Source organism: Bacillus sp. TSO22 (assembly GCF_020223595.1).
Classification (GTDB): domain Bacteria; phylum Bacillota; class Bacilli; order Bacillales; family Bacillaceae; genus Bacillus; species Bacillus inaquosorum.
Genome location: NZ_JAHAWO010000012.1, coordinates 311,575 through 329,287 on the forward strand (window position 1 = coordinate 311,575; position 17,713 = coordinate 329,287).

Here is a 17,713-nt window from a genome sequence, read left to right on the forward strand (position 1 = left end):
CGCCCATCATTGATGAGCGGGTTTTTTTCACTATTTTAAATCACGGTAATTTTGCTGGCGCAGCGCTTCATAAACGAGAATCGCCGCGGTGTTGGACAGGTTTAACGATCTAACGTGCTCAGTCATCGGAAGACGCAGGCAGCGGTCCATGTTATTTTGAATTAAATCCTTTGGCAAACCGCTTGTTTCTCTTCCGAACACGAAGAAATAATCCTCGTCAAGATCAGTGTAATCAAACGATGTATGAGGCTGCTGGCCGAATTTCGTGATAAAGAAAAACTGGCCTTTTTGATATTCCTCAAACAATTCTTCTAACGAATCATGATACACAACGTTCACAAACTCCCAATAATCGAGTCCGGCACGCTTCAGCATTTTATCATCCGTTGAAAAGCCGAGCGGACGAATCAGGTGGAGCGTTGTATTGGTTGCTGCACAAGTACGTGCAATATTCCCTGTATTAGCGGGAATTTCTGGTTGATATAAAACGACATGTAATGCCACAATGTTCACCTCTGTTTTTCTTATCCGCCCATCATTATATCATTAATTACTCTTTTGTCGTATCATCAAGAATATGAAAAAAGGCATATCGTATTGACGGCGTGTATGCCGTAGAATCCTCGTATGACCAATATCTCATCCGGCTGTCATAGGACTGGGCATTGACAAGCGGCATATTGCCTTTGTCCTTTGCCACGACAATCGTTGTGTGATTAAACCGGCCGTCACCTTCAAAGTCATAGCAAATCACATCGCCAGGCATCAGCTCTTGCGCTGATTTAACCCGCACTGCACGAAGGCCAGCCTTTGAATTCGCAAAATACATTTTCATAGAGTGAGCCACCGTCCAGCTGTAGCTCCAGGAACTTTGCTTCATCCACCAGCCTGATCCTCTGTTCGGATGGCCGCGCATCGGTGCGCCTCCAGCATGGAGACACTGAGAAATAAAATTCGTGCAGTTATCGCTGAAATTTTTATAAGCCGGGTTGCGCTTGTTCCAAAATTTCTCGGCATATTGCACAGCGCCGAGGCGATCGTATTGAAAGGCTCTGCCAAACGCTTCCCTCTCCTCTTGAGAATAGTCAATAATACTGGTGCCTTCATGAAATCCAGCCGGTGTTTTCGCAATTTCCTGATCACTAATCAAAATGTGATCATAAAGAAAAGCGATCCGCTCCTCTATCTGCTCTTCCATATACAAGCTGTCGTCCTGCTCCTTATACACGTATTCGTAATGAATGGTATACGTAATGCAGGTCGTTCCGTCATCCTCAACCCGTACATGATCAATGACGGCCTTCGCTTTCGCTTTTATAATGTCAACTTTACGTTTTTCCAGAAGCTTCTTCTTTCGCTCCATGACTTCAAGGTCTCCGACTTCAGACTCCTGTCTCATAGCATGCCCGTTAACCAGATAGCTCAGCCGCTCCTCCGCTAATTGTTCTAAAATGTGCTTCAAGCTCACCCCACCCGCCATACTTTTTTATAGAGAAAAAACACTTGGATGCATCTCAAGTGTTTTTTTCCTTCTTCTCTATACGTATGTCAAGACAGGCCTTGTTTAGTCATGCCTGAAGCTTTTAGCAAATCAATTCCTTTTTCAATTTCCAGCTTTGCCTCTTCATCCTTCTCTTTTTCCAGCGCTTTTTCAAGCTCTTCCGCGTATGCGGGGTCTCCGATTTTCCCGATTGCCCATGCAGCTGTTCCCCTGATGACAGGACGCGGGTCCTTATGCATCAGTTCTGCCAATTCAGGCAGTGCGGAAGCATCCTTAAAGTGGGCAAGGGCGAGAATGGCGTTTCGCTGAATCGGTTTCTTCCCGCGCCAAGAACCTGAGACATGCCCGAATTTCTCCTTAAATTCACGGTTGCTGATGGTCAAGAGCGGCTTCAATAACGGTTTGGCTATCTCAGGGTCAGGCTCCATTTCCGGATGAAGATGAAAATCCTTCCCTTTATTAAGAGGACACACCGTTTGGCACGTATCGCATCCGTACAGGCGGTTTCCGATCTTTGTCCGGAATTCATCAGGCAAAAATCCTTTCGTCTGGGTCAGAAAAGAGATGCAGCGCTGCGCATTAAGCTGTCCCGGATTTACAAGCGCTCCCGTCGGGCAGGCGTCCAGACATTTCGTGCAAGAGCCGCACATATCTTCAATCGGCACATCAGGCTCAAAAGGTATATTCGTAATCATTTCTGCCAAATACACATAAGAGCCGTACTCAGGCGTTGTAATCATACAGTTTTTCGCACTGAATCCGATGCCGGCCCGTTCTGCAACCGCCCGATCAGACAATTCACCTGTATCAACCATTGACTTTGTTCTGATATCCTCATGCTTGCTTCTCAGAAATTCCTCCAGCAGATCGAGCTTTTCCCTCAGCACATCGTGATAGTCTTTGCCCCAGGAGGCTCTGCAAAAAATGCCCCTGCGCTCCGTTCTCGTGCTTCTCGGCGCATCCTTCATTCTGGAAGGATATGCGAGTGCAATCGCGACGATTGATTTCGCTTTCGGCAAAAGCAGCGTCGGCGTCACCCTTTTCTCAATATCGGGCTCTTCAAAGCCGGAAAGATAGCCGAGTGATTCTTGTAGAATCAAACGGTCTTTTAAACTGTCAAAAGTATCAGCGGTCGTAAAACCAATCTTGTCCACACCAATGCTTTTCGCGTATTCAATTAATTCTTCTTTGAGCTGATAAACGTTCATGTTTTGCACAGCCTCCTTTCTTTGTGATAAAACAATACAGGGTTTATAATAGGTTGATATCCCGTAACTGGAGTGAATGCTTGTGAATATCAAACTTGATTCTGTTATTACTGAACGTGCGGCCGGCTTACAAGCGGCGGCTGTGATTTATAAGAATATCGAAGTCAGTTCCTCTCCGCAAATGCTGAAAGGCAGGCTTCGCCTATTTCAAGAATCCCTGTTTTTCGACTATGCGGACGGCGGAATATCCGATGAATCCTTCGTCAAGGAATGGCAGGAACTTTTTAAACAGCTTAACCCTTCATTTGAGGGAGAAACAACCCCAATGGAGGACATGCTGATCCCGATATCCAAAGAACAGTTCATGGAAAGCAAGGATTCAGCCCATGACACCATCGATTTTTTTTCATTAAAATATTCTCTGCCCATTATGATTTATGATGCCGGCAAGCTTCATGAGCCAGTCCGCATCTCATTGGGTGAAAAAGAAAACATACTGCTTTACTCTGATCAAAACGGCATATTTGGCGATTTTAAAAAAAGCGTCAATCGCTGTCCCGTTATAGATGAGACCAAGAGCATGCTGCAAATCATCTTTTTCCCGCCATCGATTGAAAAAAACAGTGCTGTTAAACTCTTATCATCATTAACGAAAATGTTCGAACAAATTCACGGCGGCTCCCATACAGTACATTGGCTTACGTAAAAGAACACGAATGACGTGTTCTTTTTTACATAAAAAAACGCAATACTTCGTTTATCTGAGAAACGAAACACTGCGTTAATAACGTATGTATGGAGCGGGTGATGAGAATCGAACTCACGACATCAGCTTGGAAGGCTGAGGTTTTACCACTAAACTACACCCGCATTTGTGGTTGTCAGCAACAGTACCGCTCTGACTTTTCTTATGTTACACGTTTATTGATTTTTCGTCAAGGGAATATGAAAATTTTGTCGAAAAAAAGTTTTATTTTTGTAAAGATGTTAAGTTTCATTTACATAATGTTAAGCATACTATACAATATATTCAATCGAGAATGTGAAGGGGACAGACGTCATGATGAAAAATAAAGTAAAAGAGCTGAGGGCACGTTTCGGCTATTCTCAAGAAAAACTTGGGGAAACGGTCGGCGTCACAAGACAGACTGTGGCAGCTATCGAAAAAGGCGATTATGTTCCCTCACTGCTATTAGCACTGAAAATCTGCAAAGCCTTCTCCATGAAAATGGAGGATGTCTTTTGGTTAGAGGAGGAAAACTAAGATGAGCATGAAAACAAAAGCAGCTTTTCAACTTGTTCTATTTGGCCTTGCATGCTGGACGCTGATTTCGTACTTTGAAGCTTCAGAAGGCATTGCATCCTTTTTCCGCACAAAGAGCGGCGAGATGGTGTTTGAATTAAACCTCACCCCCTTTATTCTGTTTGTTGCGGTGTCTGCGGTTTATTTGTACTTACAAAAGAAAAGCCGCCCTGCTGCAAAAAAGCTTCTTCTGCCTGATGAATTTGAAGAGCAGGACGAAAGAGAGAAGATGATGACGGCAAAAGCATGCCGCGCGTCATATATCGCCGTCTACTTCTCGCTTCCTGCCGCAGCGGTTCTTCTCATTTTTTATCCGCTTTTTCAATCGCGCATTCCGTTTTTCCCTATTATTATAGTGTTTATCATCATGATCATACAGCATCTATCCTACGTCATTTCTTTCAAGAAAAACGAAAAAAACTCCGGCGCGCTGTAATCGGCCGGAGTTTTTTCTTACCAGCTTGCTTTTTTCACACCGGGAATCTGGCCTTTATGGGCCAGCTCCCTGAAAGCGATTCTGGACAATTTAAACTTCCTCATATATCCTCTCGGGCGCCCCGTTACCATGCAGCGATTGTGGAGTCTTCCCGGTGCTGAATCTCTCGGCAGCTTGCTGAGTGCCTCGTAATCTCCTTTTTCTTTTAGCTCGCGTCTAATTGCAGCGTATTGTTCAACAAGCTGCTGGCGTTTTAACTCTTTTGCCACTTTTGATTTTTTAGCCAAGATATAGCCTCCTTTTCAAATCGAAACAATTACGATTTAAAATGTATCACGCACTATAAAAAAAAGCAAGCATACCGCTTTGTAAAACAGACGGCTGAAAGCCGCCCGTTTCTAGTGATGCAATTCCACATCATATAGTAACGCATCTTGATGCTTTCAAAATAAACAAATTGTAATGTATCGGATTTTTCCTCAGAATAATCTGCACTTACCGGACCAATCCTCTCAACTAGCTACCCCTTTTGATAATGTTCGATGTACATGTCGGCTGAAGAAATACCTTCACTGATATTGACGGCTACGGCAATGAATGACTGTGAAGCTGCAGCATCCATTCAAGCTCTGAGATGTCCGCCGCTTTGACTCCATCTGCTTTGAATGTCCGCATGCTCACAGCATAGCTAACAGGTAAATGCCTGATGCGCTTATCAATGTGTTCAGAAAAACAGCCCCCTTTTTGAATACCATGTTCGGGGGCTGTATTTTACTTAAACTGACGCATTTTTCTCTTTGACAAAATAAGTGTTCCCGACCGCTTCTCCCCTTTTGTTCTGAAGCTTTCTCGTCCGCTCATTTTCAAATGGCAAAAGCGGAAACACAAGCTCTGCAAAATAATACGCTTCTTCTAAATGAGGATAGCCTGAGAAAATAAACGATTCTATGCCGAGTGCCTGGTACTCTGTTATCCGATCGGCAATAGTCTGCGGATCACCGACAAGAGCTGTCCCTGCCCCGCCTCTGACCAGGCCGATACCCGCCCACAGATTCGGGCTGATTTCAAGTTTCGTCCGATCGCCTTGGTGAAGGACGGCCATCCGCCGCTGGCCTGAAGAATCGTATCGGCTTAAAGCTGCCTGCGCTTTGGCGATGGTGTCATCATCTAAGTGGCTGATTAAGCGTTCAGCAGCTTCCCACGCCTCTTGTTCGGTTTCACGGGCAATGACATGCAGCCTGATGCCAAATCGAACGGATCTCCCCTCTTTTTCAGCTTGCTTTTTGACTCTCTCAATCTTTTCTTTTACTAGTTCAGGCGGCTCGCCCCACGTTAAATACACGTCTGTATGCTTTGCAGCTGCCTCAATCCCCGCCTGTGATGAGCCTCCGAAATAGATAGGCGGATGCGGCGCTTGCTGCGGCGGGAAGAGCAGATTGCTGTTTTCCACTTTTATATGCTTACCTTCATAGGAAACCGTTTCTCCCTGCAAAAGTCTCCGCCAAACGGTTAAAAATTCGTCTGTCGCTTCATAGCGTTCATCATGGCTGATAAACAGGCCATCTCCAGCCAGCTCGTACGGATCGCCTCCTGCCACAACATTGATCAGCAGCCGGCCTTCCGAAATGCGGTCTAAGGTGGATGTCATTCTGGCTGCTAGAGAAGGCTGCATTAAACCGGGTCTTACCGCGACTAAAAACTTTAAGTCCTTTGTTTCTCCTGCCAGCGCCGATGCTGTAAGCCACGGGTCCTCGCACGATCTTCCCGTCGGCAGAAGAACACCCGTATACCCCAGCCTGTCAGCCGCCTGCGCGACTTGTTTAAAGTAAAGATGATCCGCAGTCCGTCCATCGCTTTCAGATCCTAAATATCTCGCGTCTCCATGAGTCGGTATAAACCAAAGAATTTCCATATCCATCTCCCCTTCACGTATATTACCCTTCGTAACTGTTTCTCCATTTTAATAGTTTTCGTTCAAGCAGCCTGACAAAGGAATCCGTCAGCTTTCCAACCACCGCAAAGATGATAATCCCGGCAAAGACTTTGTTTGTTTGTGAAAACTGTCTAGCATCCATGATCATGTAGCCGACTCCTGAGCTGGAGCCCATCAGCTCTGCTACAACAAGTCCGAGCCATGCAATGCCGAGCGATAAGCGAATGCCGAGCAATATATTCGGCAGAGATGCAGGCAATATCACTTTGGAAATCTGCTGATGCCATTTAAATTCAAGCACCCGGGCGACTTCAAACAGCTTCGCGTCAACGCCGCGGATGCCGTTAAATGTATTAATATAGACAGGAAAGAAGGCGCCAAGCGCAATCAGCAATATTTTAGATACTTCATCAAAACCGAACCATAAAATAAACAGCGGCGTAACCGCCAGATGCGGAACGGTTCTAAGCATTTGCAATGACGGATCAAGATACAGCTCCGTCCGTTTGGAGAATCCGGCCAAAATCCCGATGATCAAGCCAAGCCCTGCGCCAAGCAAAAAACCAAGCACCGCCCGATAGATACTGATTTGCAGATGGCCGAACAGCTCACCGGAAAAAACAAGCTCTTTAAACGTCAGGACGATCGTAACGGGCGTAGGCAGCACTGTAGCGGACACAACACCAAGGCCGCCGATGATCTGCCAGATGGCAATGATGACAACGGGCAGCAAAAGCCCCTTCATCCAGCCGTATTTCATCCTTCGGGGCTTTTTTTGCACCGCCTCCGCATTCGTTTTGGGCAGCGAGCCTGCAGTCTCTGCTTTCATCATTGATCACCTCCGGAGGAATTTTCCTTTAACGCTTTTTTAATAAATGTGTTATCCACAACCTCTTTCACGTCTATCTTCTTGTCTATCGCCTTTGTTTGATATTGAAAATCTGCTGTCTCCTGCTGCGCTTTCACAATGTCGTCACTGATAACCTCATTCAGAGGCTCAGTATTTTTCAGTACATTTTTGACGACCTTTTTATCGAGATCTTTAATGTTTGCATACAAGTCCGCGGCTTCATCCGGATGTTCCTTTTGCCACACAACAGCCTTATTAAACACCTTCAGAAAACGGACCACTTCGTCTGGATGCTCCTCTGAAAACTTTGTTCTTACTAGAGTAAATCCGGGTGAATATAAATCTGTGCTTTCCCCGTTCACAAGGATTTTTGCCCCATGCTTGATTGTTTCTAAAGACAAGTACGGCTCCCAGATGGACCAGGCATCAACAGATCCGTTTTCAAATGCGGAGGCGGCTTCATCGGGCTGAAGCTGAATGACCGTCACATCATTAGCTGACAAACCCACTTGATCAAGCGCTTTATACAGAAAATCAAAACCGCTGCTGCCTTTGGCGACTGCAATTTTCTTTCCCTTTAAGTCCTTGACGTCCTGAATGCCGCTGTTTTGATTCACAAGGATGCCATTCGCCTTCAACCCATCCTGGGATAAACCGATTTCTTTAAAATCAATGCCTGCCGCCTGTCCTGAGATCACAGGCGAATTGCCGACCTGAGAAAAATCAAGTTTGTCTGCCGCAAGGCCTTCAAATTGGGGCGGACCGCTTTGAAACTCCACCCACTTCACTTTGATGCCTTCTTTTTCAAATGCATCCTCAAACCAGCCTTTCTCCTTCGCAATCAAAAGCGGGCTTAAGCTTTGCTGAATACCAATTCGAATTTCTTTCAATGGTTTGTGATCACCGCTGGCTCCATTTGCTTCACAGCCTGCCAGCAGAAAAAAAACGGTAACCAATACAATGAGTCCTTTTTTCATTTCTGCTTCCGCCCTTTCTATATCCCTGATCCCTCAGCGTACTCTAGATCTTCTGTTTTCTCGAATTCCGACAGCACTTTCTGTCTGATCGCTTGGAAATCCGGTGTCGTCCGGTTTCGCGGATACGCCAGATGAATGGGCATCAGCTTATGGATGTTCCCCGGTTTGGCTTTAAGGATCGCAATCTCATTTCCTAAATAAACAGATTCATCTATATCATGAGTGACGAGAATCATCGTTGTTTTTTTCCTCCGCCATATATCCAGCAGCACGTCCTGCAGGTGTTTTCTTGTAAAAGCGTCCAGCGCACCAAATGGTTCATCTAAAAGCAGCACCTCAGGCTCCCGCAGAAGAGCCCGTGCGATGGCCACTCTTTGTGACATACCGCCTGACAGCTCACGAGGATATGCTTTCTCCGATCCTTTCAATCTGACAATCTCGATCAGTTCATCCACCTTCTGTTTGACTTTTGGATCTTTCAAGTTCAAATCAGCGGCAATATTCTGCTCAACCGTCAGCCATGGAAAGAGGCGGTGCTCCTGAAAAATAAATCCTTGCTGAATACCCGGAGCTGTTACGCTGCGTCCGTTAATTTCAACACTCCCGTCATAATCAGAATCAAGTCCTGCAATAATCTTTAACAGAGTGCTTTTTCCGCACCCGCTCGGTCCGATGACCGTTAGAAATTCACCTGGTGCGATTGATAATTGAATGTTCTCCAAGACCGTTGTTTTGCGGCCCTCTTGAACAAATGCCTTTTCTTTGATGCTGATGGTCACAGCCACTTTTATCCCTCTCTTTCTGCCAACCCCGCCTTCTAAAAAAACAAAAAGGCCCCCATCTCTGTTCTTTATAGAGATGAGAGCCTTCGGCGGTCCGATCAGCTGCCCAATTGTTTTTTTGTTTGAGTATCATGTTAATTCAAATTATTCCGATATGTCAACTCTTTTTTAAACGAGATTTTTGTCAGCCTTGTTTATCACTTACTCTGCTTGTTTCGCAAATAGAGAGGAAAAAAATCATTTCTTCAAAAATCTTTTCTCTCTCCTATAAGCTGTTATTACAAGGGTTTATCAACATTTTTAATACTAGATATCCCTTAATAGAGATAATTATTTTATAATAATTATAAAATAATATTGACTTTTTACTTAGAGATGATATTATGTTTTTATAAATTCCAAGAGGTGATCACATGAGTTCAAATAAACTGACAACTAGCTGGGGCGCCCCGGTTGGAGATAATCAAAATTCGATGACAGCCGGTTCTCGCGGACCAACTTTAATCCAAGATGTACATTTACTCGAAAAATTGGCCCATTTCAACAGAGAACGTGTTCCCGAACGTGTCGTTCACGCCAAAGGAGCAGGCGCACATGGATATTTTGAAGTGACAAACGATGTAACAAAATACACGAAAGCCGCTTTCCTTTCTGAAGTCGGCAAACGCACACCTTTGTTCATCCGTTTCTCAACAGTTGCCGGTGAACTTGGCTCGGCTGATACAGTTCGCGACCCACGCGGATTTGCTGTTAAATTTTATACTGAAGAAGGAAACTACGACATCGTCGGTAACAATACACCGGTATTCTTCATCCGCGATGCCATTAAGTTCCCTGATTTCATCCATACACAAAAAAGAGATCCAAAAACACACTTGAAAAACCCTACAGCTGTATGGGATTTCTGGTCACTTTCACCAGAGTCATTACACCAAGTAACAATCTTGATGTCTGACCGCGGAATCCCTGCAACACTTCGCCACATGCACGGCTTCGGGAGCCATACATTCAAATGGACAAATGCCGAAGGTGAAGGCGTATGGATTAAATATCACTTTAAAACAGAACAAGGCGTGAAAAACCTTGATGTCAATACGGCGGCTAAAATTGCCGGTGAAAACCCTGATTACCATACAGAAGATCTATTCAACGCGATCGAAAATGGTGATTTCCCTGCATGGAAACTATATGTGCAAATCATGCCTTTAGAAGATGCAAATACGTATCGCTTCGATCCGTTTGATGTTACAAAAGTTTGGTCTCAAAAAGACTATCCGTTAATCGAGGTCGGACGCATGGTTCTAGACAGAAATCCGGAAAACTACTTTGCAGAAGTGGAACAAGCGACATTCTCACCTGGAACACTCGTGCCTGGTATTGATGTTTCTCCGGATAAAATGCTTCAAGGCCGACTGTTTGCTTATCATGACGCACACCGCTACCGTGTCGGTGCAAACCATCAAGCGCTGCCAATCAACCGCGCACGCAACGAAGTGAACAATTATCAGCGTGACGGACAAATGCGCTTTGACAATAACGGCGGCGGATCTGTTTATTATGAGCCTAACAGCTTCGGCGGTCCGAAAGAGTCACCTGAGGATAAACAATCTGCATATCCGGTACAAGGAATCGCTGACAGCGTAAGCTACGATCACAATGACCACTACACACAAGCCGGTGATCTCTATCGTTTAATGAGCGAGGATGAGCGTGCCCGCCTTGTTAAAAATATTGTTAACGCCATGAAGCCGGTAGAAAAAGAAGAAATCAAACTTCGCCAAATCGAGCATTTCTACAAAGCGGATCCTGAATACGGAAAACGCGTGGCAGAAGGCCTTGGATTGCCAATTAAAAAAGATGCTTAATATAAATGCAAAAACCCGCTGTAAATAGCGGGTTTTTTATATTTAGTGACGCACTGCCGTATGCTTCTCATCAATCTTCATATAAATTTCCTCCATCAGCTCCGCACTGTTCATAATCTCTCGTTTGTTTTTTTCAATCAGGAGCTCCAGCGGTAAAATCTGATTTCCATATGTTTTTCGCTTCTTGAATCGCTTTCTCCCCTTCTCTTTTTTGATTCCCATCACTGTTCCCTCCTTTTTTCATACAAAAAAGGCCCTTATCTAAAAGATAAGAGCCTTCGGTGTTCCGATCAGCAAATGCTGGAAATGTATATTAGCTATATTAAAACGTATTCCATTTCGCCTGTCAATCTATTATTTATACAGCTGGCTGCCTTGATTCACAAATTCTTCGGCTTTTTCTTTCATCCCCTCTTGAATCGCATCCCATTCACTAATCTCTTTATCCCTCGCATAATCCCGAATATCCTGAGAAATTCTCATGCTGCAAAACTTCGGTCCGCACATTGAACAGAAATGAGCGGTTTTTGCTCCTTCAGCCGGCAGGGTTTCATCATGATATTCAAGCGCTCTTTCCGGATCAAGAGATAGATTAAACTGGTCTCGCCAGCGGAATTCAAAGCGGGCTTTCGATAACGCATCATCCCGTATTTGCGCTCCGGGATGCCCTTTTGCAAGGTCTGCCGCGTGCGCAGCAATTTTATATGTAATGACTCCTTCACGAACATCATCACGATTTGGCAGCCCCAAATGCTCCTTCGGCGTTACATAACAAAGCATTGCTGTCCCATACCAGCCGATCATCGCCGCTCCGATCGCTGAAGTAATATGGTCATAGCCCGGTGCAATATCTGTCGTCAGAGGCCCCAATGTGTAAAAAGGCGCTTCTTTGCAAATGTCCATTTGTTTATCGACGTTCTCTTTGATTTTATGCATCGGCACATGCCCCGGTCCCTCAATCATCACCTGAACATCATGCTTCCAGGCAATTTGCGTCAGCTCTCCAAGCGTCTCTAATTCAGCAAACTGCGCTTCGTCATTAGCATCAGCGATTGATCCGGGACGCAGACCATCCCCAAGAGAAAAAGCAATATCATACGTTTTCATGATTTCACAGATTTCTTCAAAATGAGTATACAGAAAGCTTTCCTGATGATGAGCCAGACACCACTGCGCCATAATCGCTCCCCCGCGTGACACGATTCCAGTTGTCCGTTTGGCAGTCAGCGGCACATACCGAAGCAAAACACCAGCGTGTATCGTAAAATAATCCACTCCCTGCTCTGCCTGCTCGATCAGCGTATCACGATAAATCTCCCACGTTAAATCCTCCGCTACACCGTTTACTTTTTCAAGCGCCTGATAAATCGGAACAGTTCCAACAGGCACAGGGCAATTGCGGATAATCCATTCACGCGTTGTATGAATGTCTTTTCCGGTGGAAAGATCCATCATCGTATCCGCTCCCCAGCGAATGGCCCAGGTCATTTTTTCCACTTCTTCTTCAATTGATGACGTAACCGCTGAATTCCCGATATTCGCATTAATCTTCACATGAAAATTCCGGCCGATAATCATCGGTTCGCTTTCAGGGTGATTAATATTTGAAGGGATGATCGCCCGGCCGCTGGCTACCTCATCTCTGACAAATTCGGGAGACACATGCTCGCGTATTGCGATAAACTCCATCTCTGGTGTAATGATCCCTTTTTTGGCATAATGCATTTGTGTGACATTTTGACCCGCTTTCGCCCGCAGCGGGTTCCGCTTTAGTCCTGGGTAGCTTACGTTTGGATTCGCTTTTTTATAACCGTTATCTTCTGGTTTTATAGCTCGTCCTTCATATTGTTCAACATCGCTGCGCTCCGTGATCCATTTTTGGCGGAGCGGCTTTAACCCTTCTTGAATATTAATGGTCACATCAGGGTCGGTATACGGTCCGCTTGTATCATAGACACGCACAGGCGCGTTTTCCTCTTCGCCGAACGACCCTGTCGTCGGGCTCAATGCGATTTCCCTCATCGGCACTTGGATGTCCGAAGAAGAACCCTCCACATACACTTTCTTGCTCCCCGAAAAACTCGACATAATGGAAATGTTGGCTTGCTGCACTGAATTGTTTTGCATTACTTATCCTTCCCCTCTCTTCGTTTGAAAGGACAAAATCAAGCCCATAACCAGCACAAAAAACCGGATTCAAATGAATGAACCCGGTTACAGTCAGAAAGAAACATATTATTGCCCAGCACGACAATAATAAAAACAATTCCTCTACTTCCCCACGCTGGTACGAACCAGATCAGGTCCAAAGGGTTAAGAAGCTTACCTTCTCTCTCAGCCCGAAAGCGGGCACCCCCAGTAACTATTTATTTCGGACTCATCTTAACATAAAACCAATCGAAAAAAAAGAGGAATATAGAAAATATTCAGCTTATTCATCCCAAATAGTTGACCGGCAGAGGCGTTTCAGATATTTCATGATCACCCATCATCACCCGATATGCCTTTGCACCCGGTCTTGAACTCACTGTCTGAAACAGCTGATCATTTTTGAAATGAAGAGCCGCTCCATCGTCCGCCGCATAGCCATCGCACAAGAATTCGTTAGATATCAGCTGGTGGTATATCGGTCTCCGATCCTTTTCACCGTCATAATGAGGACAAAAGCTCCCTTGCAAAAAACCTAAACTTTTCATGCTTGTCAGCGGTCCGGCTGAATCTGTCACCCCTTCTTCAAACCAGCAGATCGCACCTGCACTTAAACCAGCTAAAATCACACCGTTCTTCCATGCTTCTCTGAGAATAAGATCCAGCCCCCACTCTTTCCACAGCACAAGCATATTCCTCGTATTTCCTCCGCCGACATAAATTATGTCCTTTTCCATAACAAAAGAAATTAAATCTGTTGACGGCGGCTTAAATAAGGATAAATGAGACGGCACACAATCCAGTGTTTGAAATGCATCATAAAACCGCTGAACATAGTTTTGGGAATCACCACTCGCCGTCGGCAAAAAACAAACGCGAGGCGACTTCGGGTCTGATTGATTGATGATATATTGATCGAGGGACAAATTTTCCGGCTCCATCGAAAAACCCCCGCCGCCCAGCGCAATAATCTGTTTCATCATCTCACCCCTGACAAAATTTGTTATTCATTATAGCATTTTGTATAAAAGCAAGATACAAAACCAAATACTTTCTTATCAGGGGAACTAGAAAATAAGGAAGTGGATTGCCATTGAACAATGTCTCTAACCCGATAAACGCCAAAGACATACCTGCATTTGTACTTAATTTCTTAATAACAATAAAAACAAGCATTAACAATTACACTGTCGCGATGACAGAAACCTCGAACCCTCACCTCCGAAGAGCATTGCGTGATCAATTAGATGTAGCTGTTTATCTGCATGGAGAACTTTCTGAACTCCTGATGGAAAAAGGCTTGATCCTGGATAAACAATTGCAAATCGATTCGCTTTTATCTTGCAGAGAACTGTAACAAAGTCATATAAAAAAGACGGTCTCTCATTTACGAGAGACCGTCTCTTCCTTTTATTGCTCCACTCTTCTTAAAGCCTCGTTTACCGTTTCTTTTATAAACGTATCTTCTCCGCTCAAGCGGTCTAAACTGAGATCGCCGTTTCTCAGCCGTTCAGATATATTGTTTATATCCTCTTCTACCGTGATTTGCAGTTCACCAGCCAAAAACATTCTGTGTAATTCATCAGCAACCATACTTTCTTTATTCATTTCAATCCGCTCCTTTGCTTTCAATATTATTCTTAGTCTGTCCCTAGGCCGGACGAATAATAGGAAAAAAGTATGAATCAAATGAATCTTTTTTCCTCCTTCTTACGTATACCTGTTGAGAAAAAGAAAAAGGGGAAGATTTAACATGTCATTTTTTAAGAAGCTTGCGGCAAGTGCCGGAATCGGTGCTGCAAAAGTAGATACGATTTTAGAGAAAGACGCATATTATCCTGGAGAGGAAGTGCGGGGTACTGTACATGTCAATGGCGGAAAAATCGCTCAGGACATCCGCTATATTGACTTACAGCTTAATACACGGTACGTCATTGTAAAAGACGATGAAGAGCACCGGAAATACGCTACAATTCATTCTTTCCGGGTCACTGGTTCATTTACCATTCAGCCTGGAGAACAGCATCAATTTCCGTTCTCATTCATTCTCCCACTTGATACACCAATCACTGTAGGGAAAGTAGAGGTCGCCGTGGTGACAGACCTTGACATTCAAGGCGGTATTGACAAATCAGATCACGATCGAATTTTCGTTGAAGCGCACCCTTGGATCGAAAGTGTGCTGGAAGCAATCGAAAACCTGGGCTTCCGCCTTAACGAAGCAGACTGCGAACAAGCGCCTTACTTCCAGCGCCGCCTTCCGTTCGTTCAAGAATTTGAGTTCATTCCGACATCAGGCTACTATCGTCAGATGCTTGATGAATTAGAGCTTATTTTCCTTTTAGACGAAGACGGTTTAGACATTATTTTCGAAGTCGACCGCAGAGCAAGAGGACTGCGAGGATGGCTGGAAGAGATGTATAATGACGGAGAACAGCTCGTACGCGTCCGCTTCAGCCAATCAGAGCTTGAGGATGCAGAAGGGCTTGAAGAGGTGTTAGAAGAGATTTTAGACCAATACGCTGAGTAAATATAAAAAGGAGCCTAGCTGAGCTCCTTTTCTTTGATTTCTTTGATAAAAAATAAAAACCCGTTTCTCATAAGAAACGGGTTTTCAGTATACCGGTGGTCGGGGTCGAACCGACACTCCAGAAGGAACACGATTTTGAGTCGTGCGCGTCTGCCAATTCCGCCACACCGGCAAGTTTTACGTCGTATCTAACCGACGAATATAAATATATCATGGATCTCTTAAAGTGTCAACGTATTTCAAAAAAGTTTTTTTGGAAATATAATAATAAAAAAGTGTTAAGAGACTTAGCTAAACATAATGGCTCAAGCAGCTTTATGATCATGTATCGGAACTTAACAGCTTATGATAAATCAAAGCAATAAAAAAATGATCTACTTGAGTAGATCATTAATATGATTAGTTATAGTTTAAACACGCAAACACCAATTCAACTTACCAAGTAAGTAAAATTGGTGCCGAGGGCCGGACTTGAACCGGCACGGTAGTCACCTACCGCAGGATTTTAAGTCCTGTGTGTCTGCCAATTCCACCACCCCGGCAAAAGAAAGGCGACACCCGGATTCGAACCGGGGATAAAGGTTTTGCAGACCTCTGCCTTACCACTTGGCTATGCCGCCGTAATTGGAGCGGAAGACGGGATTCGAACCCGCGACCCCCACCTTGGCAAGGTGGTGTTCTACCACTGAACTACTTCCGCATCTTAAGGGACTTAATACATCATATGCAGTTGATATAAAAGTGAGACTGGGCTAGCTGGATTCGAACCAACGCATGACGGAGTCAAAGTCCGTTGCCTTACCGCTTGGCTATAGCCCAATGATAATATGGGGCGATTGATGGGAATCGAACCCACGAGTGCCAGAGCCACAATCTGGTGCGTTAACCACTTCGCCACAACCGCCATAATCTCAAGATGTCATAAATTTGGCAGGGGCAGTAGGAATCGAACCCACACCGGAGGTTTTGGAGACCTCTGTTCTACCGTTAAACTATGCCCCTATAAATGGTGGAGGGGGGCAGATTCGAACTGCCGAACCCTGAGGGAGCGGATTTACAGTCCGCCGCGTTTAGCCACTTCGCTACCCCTCCACATTAAGTTTTGAAAAACAGTGCCGGCAAGAGGACTTGAACCCCCAACCTACTGATTACAAGTCAGTTGCTCTACCAATTGAGCTACACCGGCATAGGTGGTGGCTCGGGACGGAATCGAACCGCCGACACACGGATTTTCAGTCCGTTGCTCTACCAACTGAGCTACCGAGCCTTATTATTTAAATGGCGGTCCGGACGGGACTCGAACCCGCGACCTCCTGCGTGACAGGCAGGCATTCTAACCAACTGAACTACCGGACCGTATTGAATTATTTTGGTTGCGGGGGCAGGATTTGAACCTGCGACCTTCGGGTTATGAGCCCGACGAGCTACCGAACTGCTCCACCCCGCGATGATAATGGTGGAGGATGACGGGCTCGAACCGCCGACCCTCTGCTTGTAAGGCAGATGCTCTCCCAGCTGAGCTAATCCTCCATCATATAATGACCCGTACGGGATTCGAACCCGTGTTACCGCCGTGAAAGGGCGGTGTCTTAACCGCTTGACCAACGGGCCCAGACTTTCAATTGTAATTATGTATAAGTATCAGTGGCGGAGAGCAAGGGATTCGAACCCTTGAGACGGAGTTGACCGCCTACACGATTTCCAATCGTGCTCCTTCGACCACTCGGACAGCTCTCCAATAATGGCTCCGCAGGTAGGATTCGAACCTACGACCGATCGGTTAACAGCCGATAGCTCTACCACTGAGCTACTGCGGAATGAAGTCTGCCTGGCGATGTCCTACTCTCACAGGGGGAACCCCCCGACTACCATCGGCGCTGAAGAGCTTAACTTCCGTGTTCGGTATGGGAACGGGTGTGACCTCTTCGCCATCATCACCAGACAATTTCAGTGACATTTAACATTATACTATGTATTCTTGAGAAAATCAAGTGTTTTTTTGAAAAAAACTTATTCTCTCAAAACTAGATAACAGGTGTGACATCATGATTAGAAATGTGGTTAAGTCCTCGATCGATTAGTATCTGTCAGCTCCATGTGTCGCCACACTTCCACCTCAGACCTATCAACCTGATCATCTTTCAGGGATCTTACTTCCTTGCGGAATGGGAAATCTCATC

General features: G+C 45.1%; 17 protein-coding genes, 17 tRNA genes, 2 rRNA genes, 2 pseudogenes and 1 riboswitch. Of the genes and pseudogenes, 6 read left to right on the forward strand and 32 right to left on the reverse strand.

Going from position 1 to position 17,713, the window contains the following annotated elements; all coding sequences use genetic code 11:
- Positions 1–30: 30 nt before the first annotated feature.
- From trmL to queG, 3 genes are all read right to left on the reverse strand, one after another.
- Positions 31–513 (reverse strand): tRNA (uridine(34)/cytosine(34)/5-carboxymethylaminomethyluridine(34)-2'-O)-methyltransferase TrmL, encoded by a 483-nt coding sequence (gene trmL / locus KHQ79_RS15565; protein ID WP_072183318.1) that lies wholly within the window; start codon positions 511–513, stop codon positions 31–33.
- A gap of 37 nt (positions 514–550) precedes the next feature.
- Entirely contained in the window at positions 551–1,480 is a 930-nt protein-coding gene (locus KHQ79_RS15570; RefSeq protein WP_225515943.1) for an amidase domain-containing protein, read from the reverse strand.
- 68 nt (positions 1,481–1,548) lie between these two features.
- On the reverse strand, positions 1,549–2,709 hold the full coding sequence (gene queG, locus KHQ79_RS15575) for a tRNA epoxyqueuosine(34) reductase QueG (protein ID WP_003239634.1): 1,161 nt from the start codon (positions 2,707–2,709) through the stop codon (positions 1,549–1,551).
- A gap of 82 nt (positions 2,710–2,791) precedes the next feature.
- On the opposite strand from queG, the gene KHQ79_RS15580 reads away from it, so the two are divergent.
- Complete coding sequence (locus KHQ79_RS15580; protein WP_225515945.1) at positions 2,792–3,415, forward strand: B3/B4 domain-containing protein; 624 nt, start codon at positions 2,792–2,794, stop codon at positions 3,413–3,415.
- 90 nt (positions 3,416–3,505) lie between these two features.
- Here the strand turns inward: KHQ79_RS15580 and KHQ79_RS15585 are convergent.
- Positions 3,506–3,579 (reverse strand) — tRNA-Gly (locus KHQ79_RS15585).
- A gap of 193 nt (positions 3,580–3,772) precedes the next feature.
- Here KHQ79_RS15585 and KHQ79_RS15590 point away from each other — a divergent pair.
- Positions 3,773–3,973: a helix-turn-helix transcriptional regulator gene (locus KHQ79_RS15590; protein ID WP_009966860.1), complete on the forward strand. Its 201-nt coding sequence runs from the start codon at positions 3,773–3,775 to the stop codon at positions 3,971–3,973.
- 1 nt (position 3,974) lies between these two features.
- Positions 3,975–4,448: a hypothetical protein gene (locus KHQ79_RS15595; protein ID WP_060398232.1), complete on the forward strand. Its 474-nt coding sequence runs from the start codon at positions 3,975–3,977 to the stop codon at positions 4,446–4,448.
- 17 nt (positions 4,449–4,465) lie between these two features.
- Here KHQ79_RS15595 and rpsN read toward each other — a convergent pair whose 3' ends face one another.
- The 6 genes and pseudogenes from rpsN to KHQ79_RS15625 form a co-directional block, all read right to left on the reverse strand.
- Entirely contained in the window at positions 4,466–4,735 is a 270-nt protein-coding gene (rpsN, locus tag KHQ79_RS15600) for a 30S ribosomal protein S14 (RefSeq protein ID WP_003239638.1), read from the reverse strand.
- A 152-nt stretch (positions 4,736–4,887) separates the two neighbouring features.
- Positions 4,888–5,104: pseudogene (locus KHQ79_RS15605) on the reverse strand (hypothetical protein); the annotation flags it as partial.
- Between the two features lie 119 nt (positions 5,105–5,223).
- Complete coding sequence (gene ssuD, locus KHQ79_RS15610; RefSeq protein WP_060398231.1) at positions 5,224–6,360, reverse strand: FMNH2-dependent alkanesulfonate monooxygenase; 1,137 nt, start codon at positions 6,358–6,360, stop codon at positions 5,224–5,226.
- Positions 6,361–6,382: 22 nt separating this feature from the next.
- Positions 6,383–7,213: an ABC transporter permease gene (locus KHQ79_RS15615; RefSeq protein ID WP_225515947.1), complete on the reverse strand. Its 831-nt coding sequence runs from the start codon at positions 7,211–7,213 to the stop codon at positions 6,383–6,385.
- The gene (locus KHQ79_RS15620; protein WP_225515949.1) at positions 7,210–8,208 is read right to left on the reverse strand and encodes an aliphatic sulfonate ABC transporter substrate-binding protein; all 999 of its coding nucleotides are present in this window, start codon (positions 8,206–8,208) and stop codon (positions 7,210–7,212) included. The genes KHQ79_RS15615 and KHQ79_RS15620 overlap by 4 nt, the downstream gene beginning before the upstream one ends.
- A 17-nt stretch (positions 8,209–8,225) precedes the next feature.
- The gene (locus KHQ79_RS15625; RefSeq protein ID WP_225515951.1) at positions 8,226–8,993 is read right to left on the reverse strand and encodes an ABC transporter ATP-binding protein; all 768 of its coding nucleotides are present in this window, start codon (positions 8,991–8,993) and stop codon (positions 8,226–8,228) included.
- A 410-nt stretch (positions 8,994–9,403) separates the two neighbouring features.
- Here KHQ79_RS15625 and katA point away from each other — a divergent pair, with 410 nt between their 5' ends.
- On the forward strand, positions 9,404–10,855 hold the full coding sequence (katA, locus tag KHQ79_RS15630) for a catalase KatA (RefSeq protein WP_225515953.1): 1,452 nt from the start codon (positions 9,404–9,406) through the stop codon (positions 10,853–10,855).
- Here the strand turns inward: katA and KHQ79_RS15635 are convergent.
- The 3 genes and pseudogenes from KHQ79_RS15635 to KHQ79_RS15645 form a co-directional block, all read right to left on the reverse strand.
- Positions 10,852–11,077, reverse strand: a pseudogene (locus KHQ79_RS15635) (FbpB family small basic protein). The gene katA and the pseudogene KHQ79_RS15635 sit on opposite strands and share 4 nt — an antisense overlap.
- A gap of 132 nt (positions 11,078–11,209) precedes the next feature.
- Positions 11,210–12,982, reverse strand: coding sequence for a phosphomethylpyrimidine synthase ThiC (thiC, locus tag KHQ79_RS15640; RefSeq protein ID WP_225515955.1), 1,773 nt, complete (start codon positions 12,980–12,982; stop codon positions 11,210–11,212).
- 132 nt (positions 12,983–13,114) lie between these two features.
- A riboswitch (TPP riboswitch) is annotated at positions 13,115–13,222 on the reverse strand.
- 68 nt (positions 13,223–13,290) lie between these two features.
- On the reverse strand, positions 13,291–13,983 hold the full coding sequence (locus tag KHQ79_RS15645; protein ID WP_225515957.1) for a Type 1 glutamine amidotransferase-like domain-containing protein: 693 nt from the start codon (positions 13,981–13,983) through the stop codon (positions 13,291–13,293).
- Positions 13,984–14,096: 113 nt separating this feature from the next.
- Between KHQ79_RS15645 and KHQ79_RS15650 the strand changes: the two genes are divergently transcribed.
- Entirely contained in the window at positions 14,097–14,360 is a 264-nt protein-coding gene (locus KHQ79_RS15650; RefSeq protein WP_003239649.1) for a spore coat protein, read from the forward strand.
- A 53-nt stretch (positions 14,361–14,413) separates the two neighbouring features.
- Here the strand turns inward: KHQ79_RS15650 and KHQ79_RS15655 are convergent, their stop codons facing one another.
- A complete protein-coding gene (locus KHQ79_RS15655) occupies positions 14,414–14,617 on the reverse strand; it encodes a hypothetical protein (protein ID WP_080030861.1) in 204 nt (67 codons plus the stop codon).
- 139 nt (positions 14,618–14,756) lie between these two features.
- Here KHQ79_RS15655 and spo0M point away from each other — a divergent pair, with 139 nt between their 5' ends.
- Positions 14,757–15,533: a sporulation control protein Spo0M gene (gene spo0M, locus KHQ79_RS15660; protein ID WP_225515959.1), complete on the forward strand. Its 777-nt coding sequence runs from the start codon at positions 14,757–14,759 to the stop codon at positions 15,531–15,533.
- A 90-nt stretch (positions 15,534–15,623) separates the two neighbouring features.
- On the opposite strand, the gene KHQ79_RS15665 is transcribed toward spo0M, so the two are convergent.
- The 18 genes from KHQ79_RS15665 to KHQ79_RS15750 all read right to left on the reverse strand — a co-directional run.
- A tRNA-Leu gene (locus tag KHQ79_RS15665) sits at positions 15,624–15,705 on the reverse strand.
- A 281-nt stretch (positions 15,706–15,986) separates the two neighbouring features.
- Positions 15,987–16,075, reverse strand: a tRNA-Leu gene (locus KHQ79_RS15670).
- 7 nt (positions 16,076–16,082) lie between these two features.
- Positions 16,083–16,153: transfer RNA gene (locus KHQ79_RS15675), tRNA-Cys, on the reverse strand.
- A gap of 5 nt (positions 16,154–16,158) precedes the next feature.
- Positions 16,159–16,233 (reverse strand) — tRNA-Gly (locus KHQ79_RS15680).
- A gap of 47 nt (positions 16,234–16,280) precedes the next feature.
- Positions 16,281–16,352 (reverse strand) — tRNA-Gln (locus tag KHQ79_RS15685).
- Between the two features lie 9 nt (positions 16,353–16,361).
- Positions 16,362–16,437 (reverse strand) — tRNA-His (locus KHQ79_RS15690).
- Between the two features lie 24 nt (positions 16,438–16,461).
- Positions 16,462–16,535: transfer RNA gene (locus KHQ79_RS15695), tRNA-Trp, on the reverse strand.
- 5 nt (positions 16,536–16,540) lie between these two features.
- Positions 16,541–16,625: transfer RNA gene (locus KHQ79_RS15700), tRNA-Tyr, on the reverse strand.
- Positions 16,626–16,646: 21 nt separating this feature from the next.
- Positions 16,647–16,719, reverse strand: a tRNA-Thr gene (locus KHQ79_RS15705).
- A 5-nt stretch (positions 16,720–16,724) separates the two neighbouring features.
- A tRNA-Phe gene (locus KHQ79_RS15710) sits at positions 16,725–16,800 on the reverse strand.
- A gap of 12 nt (positions 16,801–16,812) precedes the next feature.
- Positions 16,813–16,889, reverse strand: a tRNA-Asp gene (locus KHQ79_RS15715).
- 14 nt (positions 16,890–16,903) lie between these two features.
- Positions 16,904–16,980, reverse strand: a tRNA-Met gene (locus KHQ79_RS15720).
- Between the two features lie 7 nt (positions 16,981–16,987).
- A tRNA-Val gene (locus KHQ79_RS15725) sits at positions 16,988–17,063 on the reverse strand.
- 9 nt (positions 17,064–17,072) lie between these two features.
- A tRNA-Glu gene (locus KHQ79_RS15730) sits at positions 17,073–17,144 on the reverse strand.
- 34 nt (positions 17,145–17,178) lie between these two features.
- Positions 17,179–17,270: transfer RNA gene (locus tag KHQ79_RS15735), tRNA-Ser, on the reverse strand.
- Between the two features lie 5 nt (positions 17,271–17,275).
- Positions 17,276–17,350, reverse strand: a tRNA-Asn gene (locus tag KHQ79_RS15740).
- A 9-nt stretch (positions 17,351–17,359) separates the two neighbouring features.
- Positions 17,360–17,475, reverse strand: a 5S ribosomal RNA gene (rrf, locus tag KHQ79_RS15745).
- A gap of 115 nt (positions 17,476–17,590) precedes the next feature.
- Positions 17,591–17,713, reverse strand: a 23S ribosomal RNA gene (locus KHQ79_RS15750); the annotation flags it as partial.

Coding starts and splice junctions, on each gene's coding strand:
- KHQ79_RS15570 (WP_225515943.1), bottom strand. CDS start 1,480: ATGGCGGGTGGGGTGAGCTTGAAGCACATTTTAGAACAATTAGCGGAG.
- queG (WP_003239634.1), bottom strand. CDS start 2,709: ATGAACGTTTATCAGCTCAAAGAAGAATTAATTGAATACGCGAAAAGC.
- KHQ79_RS15590 (WP_009966860.1), top strand. CDS start 3,773: ATGAAAAATAAAGTAAAAGAGCTGAGGGCACGTTTCGGCTATTCTCAA.
- KHQ79_RS15595 (WP_060398232.1), top strand. CDS start 3,975: ATGAGCATGAAAACAAAAGCAGCTTTTCAACTTGTTCTATTTGGCCTT.
- ssuD (WP_060398231.1), bottom strand. CDS start 6,360: ATGGAAATTCTTTGGTTTATACCGACTCATGGAGACGCGAGATATTTA.
- KHQ79_RS15615 (WP_225515947.1), bottom strand. CDS start 7,213: ATGATGAAAGCAGAGACTGCAGGCTCGCTGCCCAAAACGAATGCGGAG.
- KHQ79_RS15620 (WP_225515949.1), bottom strand. CDS start 8,208: ATGAAAAAAGGACTCATTGTATTGGTTACCGTTTTTTTTCTGCTGGCA.
- katA (WP_225515953.1), top strand. CDS start 9,404: ATGAGTTCAAATAAACTGACAACTAGCTGGGGCGCCCCGGTTGGAGAT.
- thiC (WP_225515955.1), bottom strand. CDS start 12,982: ATGCAAAACAATTCAGTGCAGCAAGCCAACATTTCCATTATGTCGAGT.
- KHQ79_RS15645 (WP_225515957.1), bottom strand. CDS start 13,983: ATGAAACAGATTATTGCGCTGGGCGGCGGGGGTTTTTCGATGGAGCCG.
- spo0M (WP_225515959.1), top strand. CDS start 14,757: ATGTCATTTTTTAAGAAGCTTGCGGCAAGTGCCGGAATCGGTGCTGCA.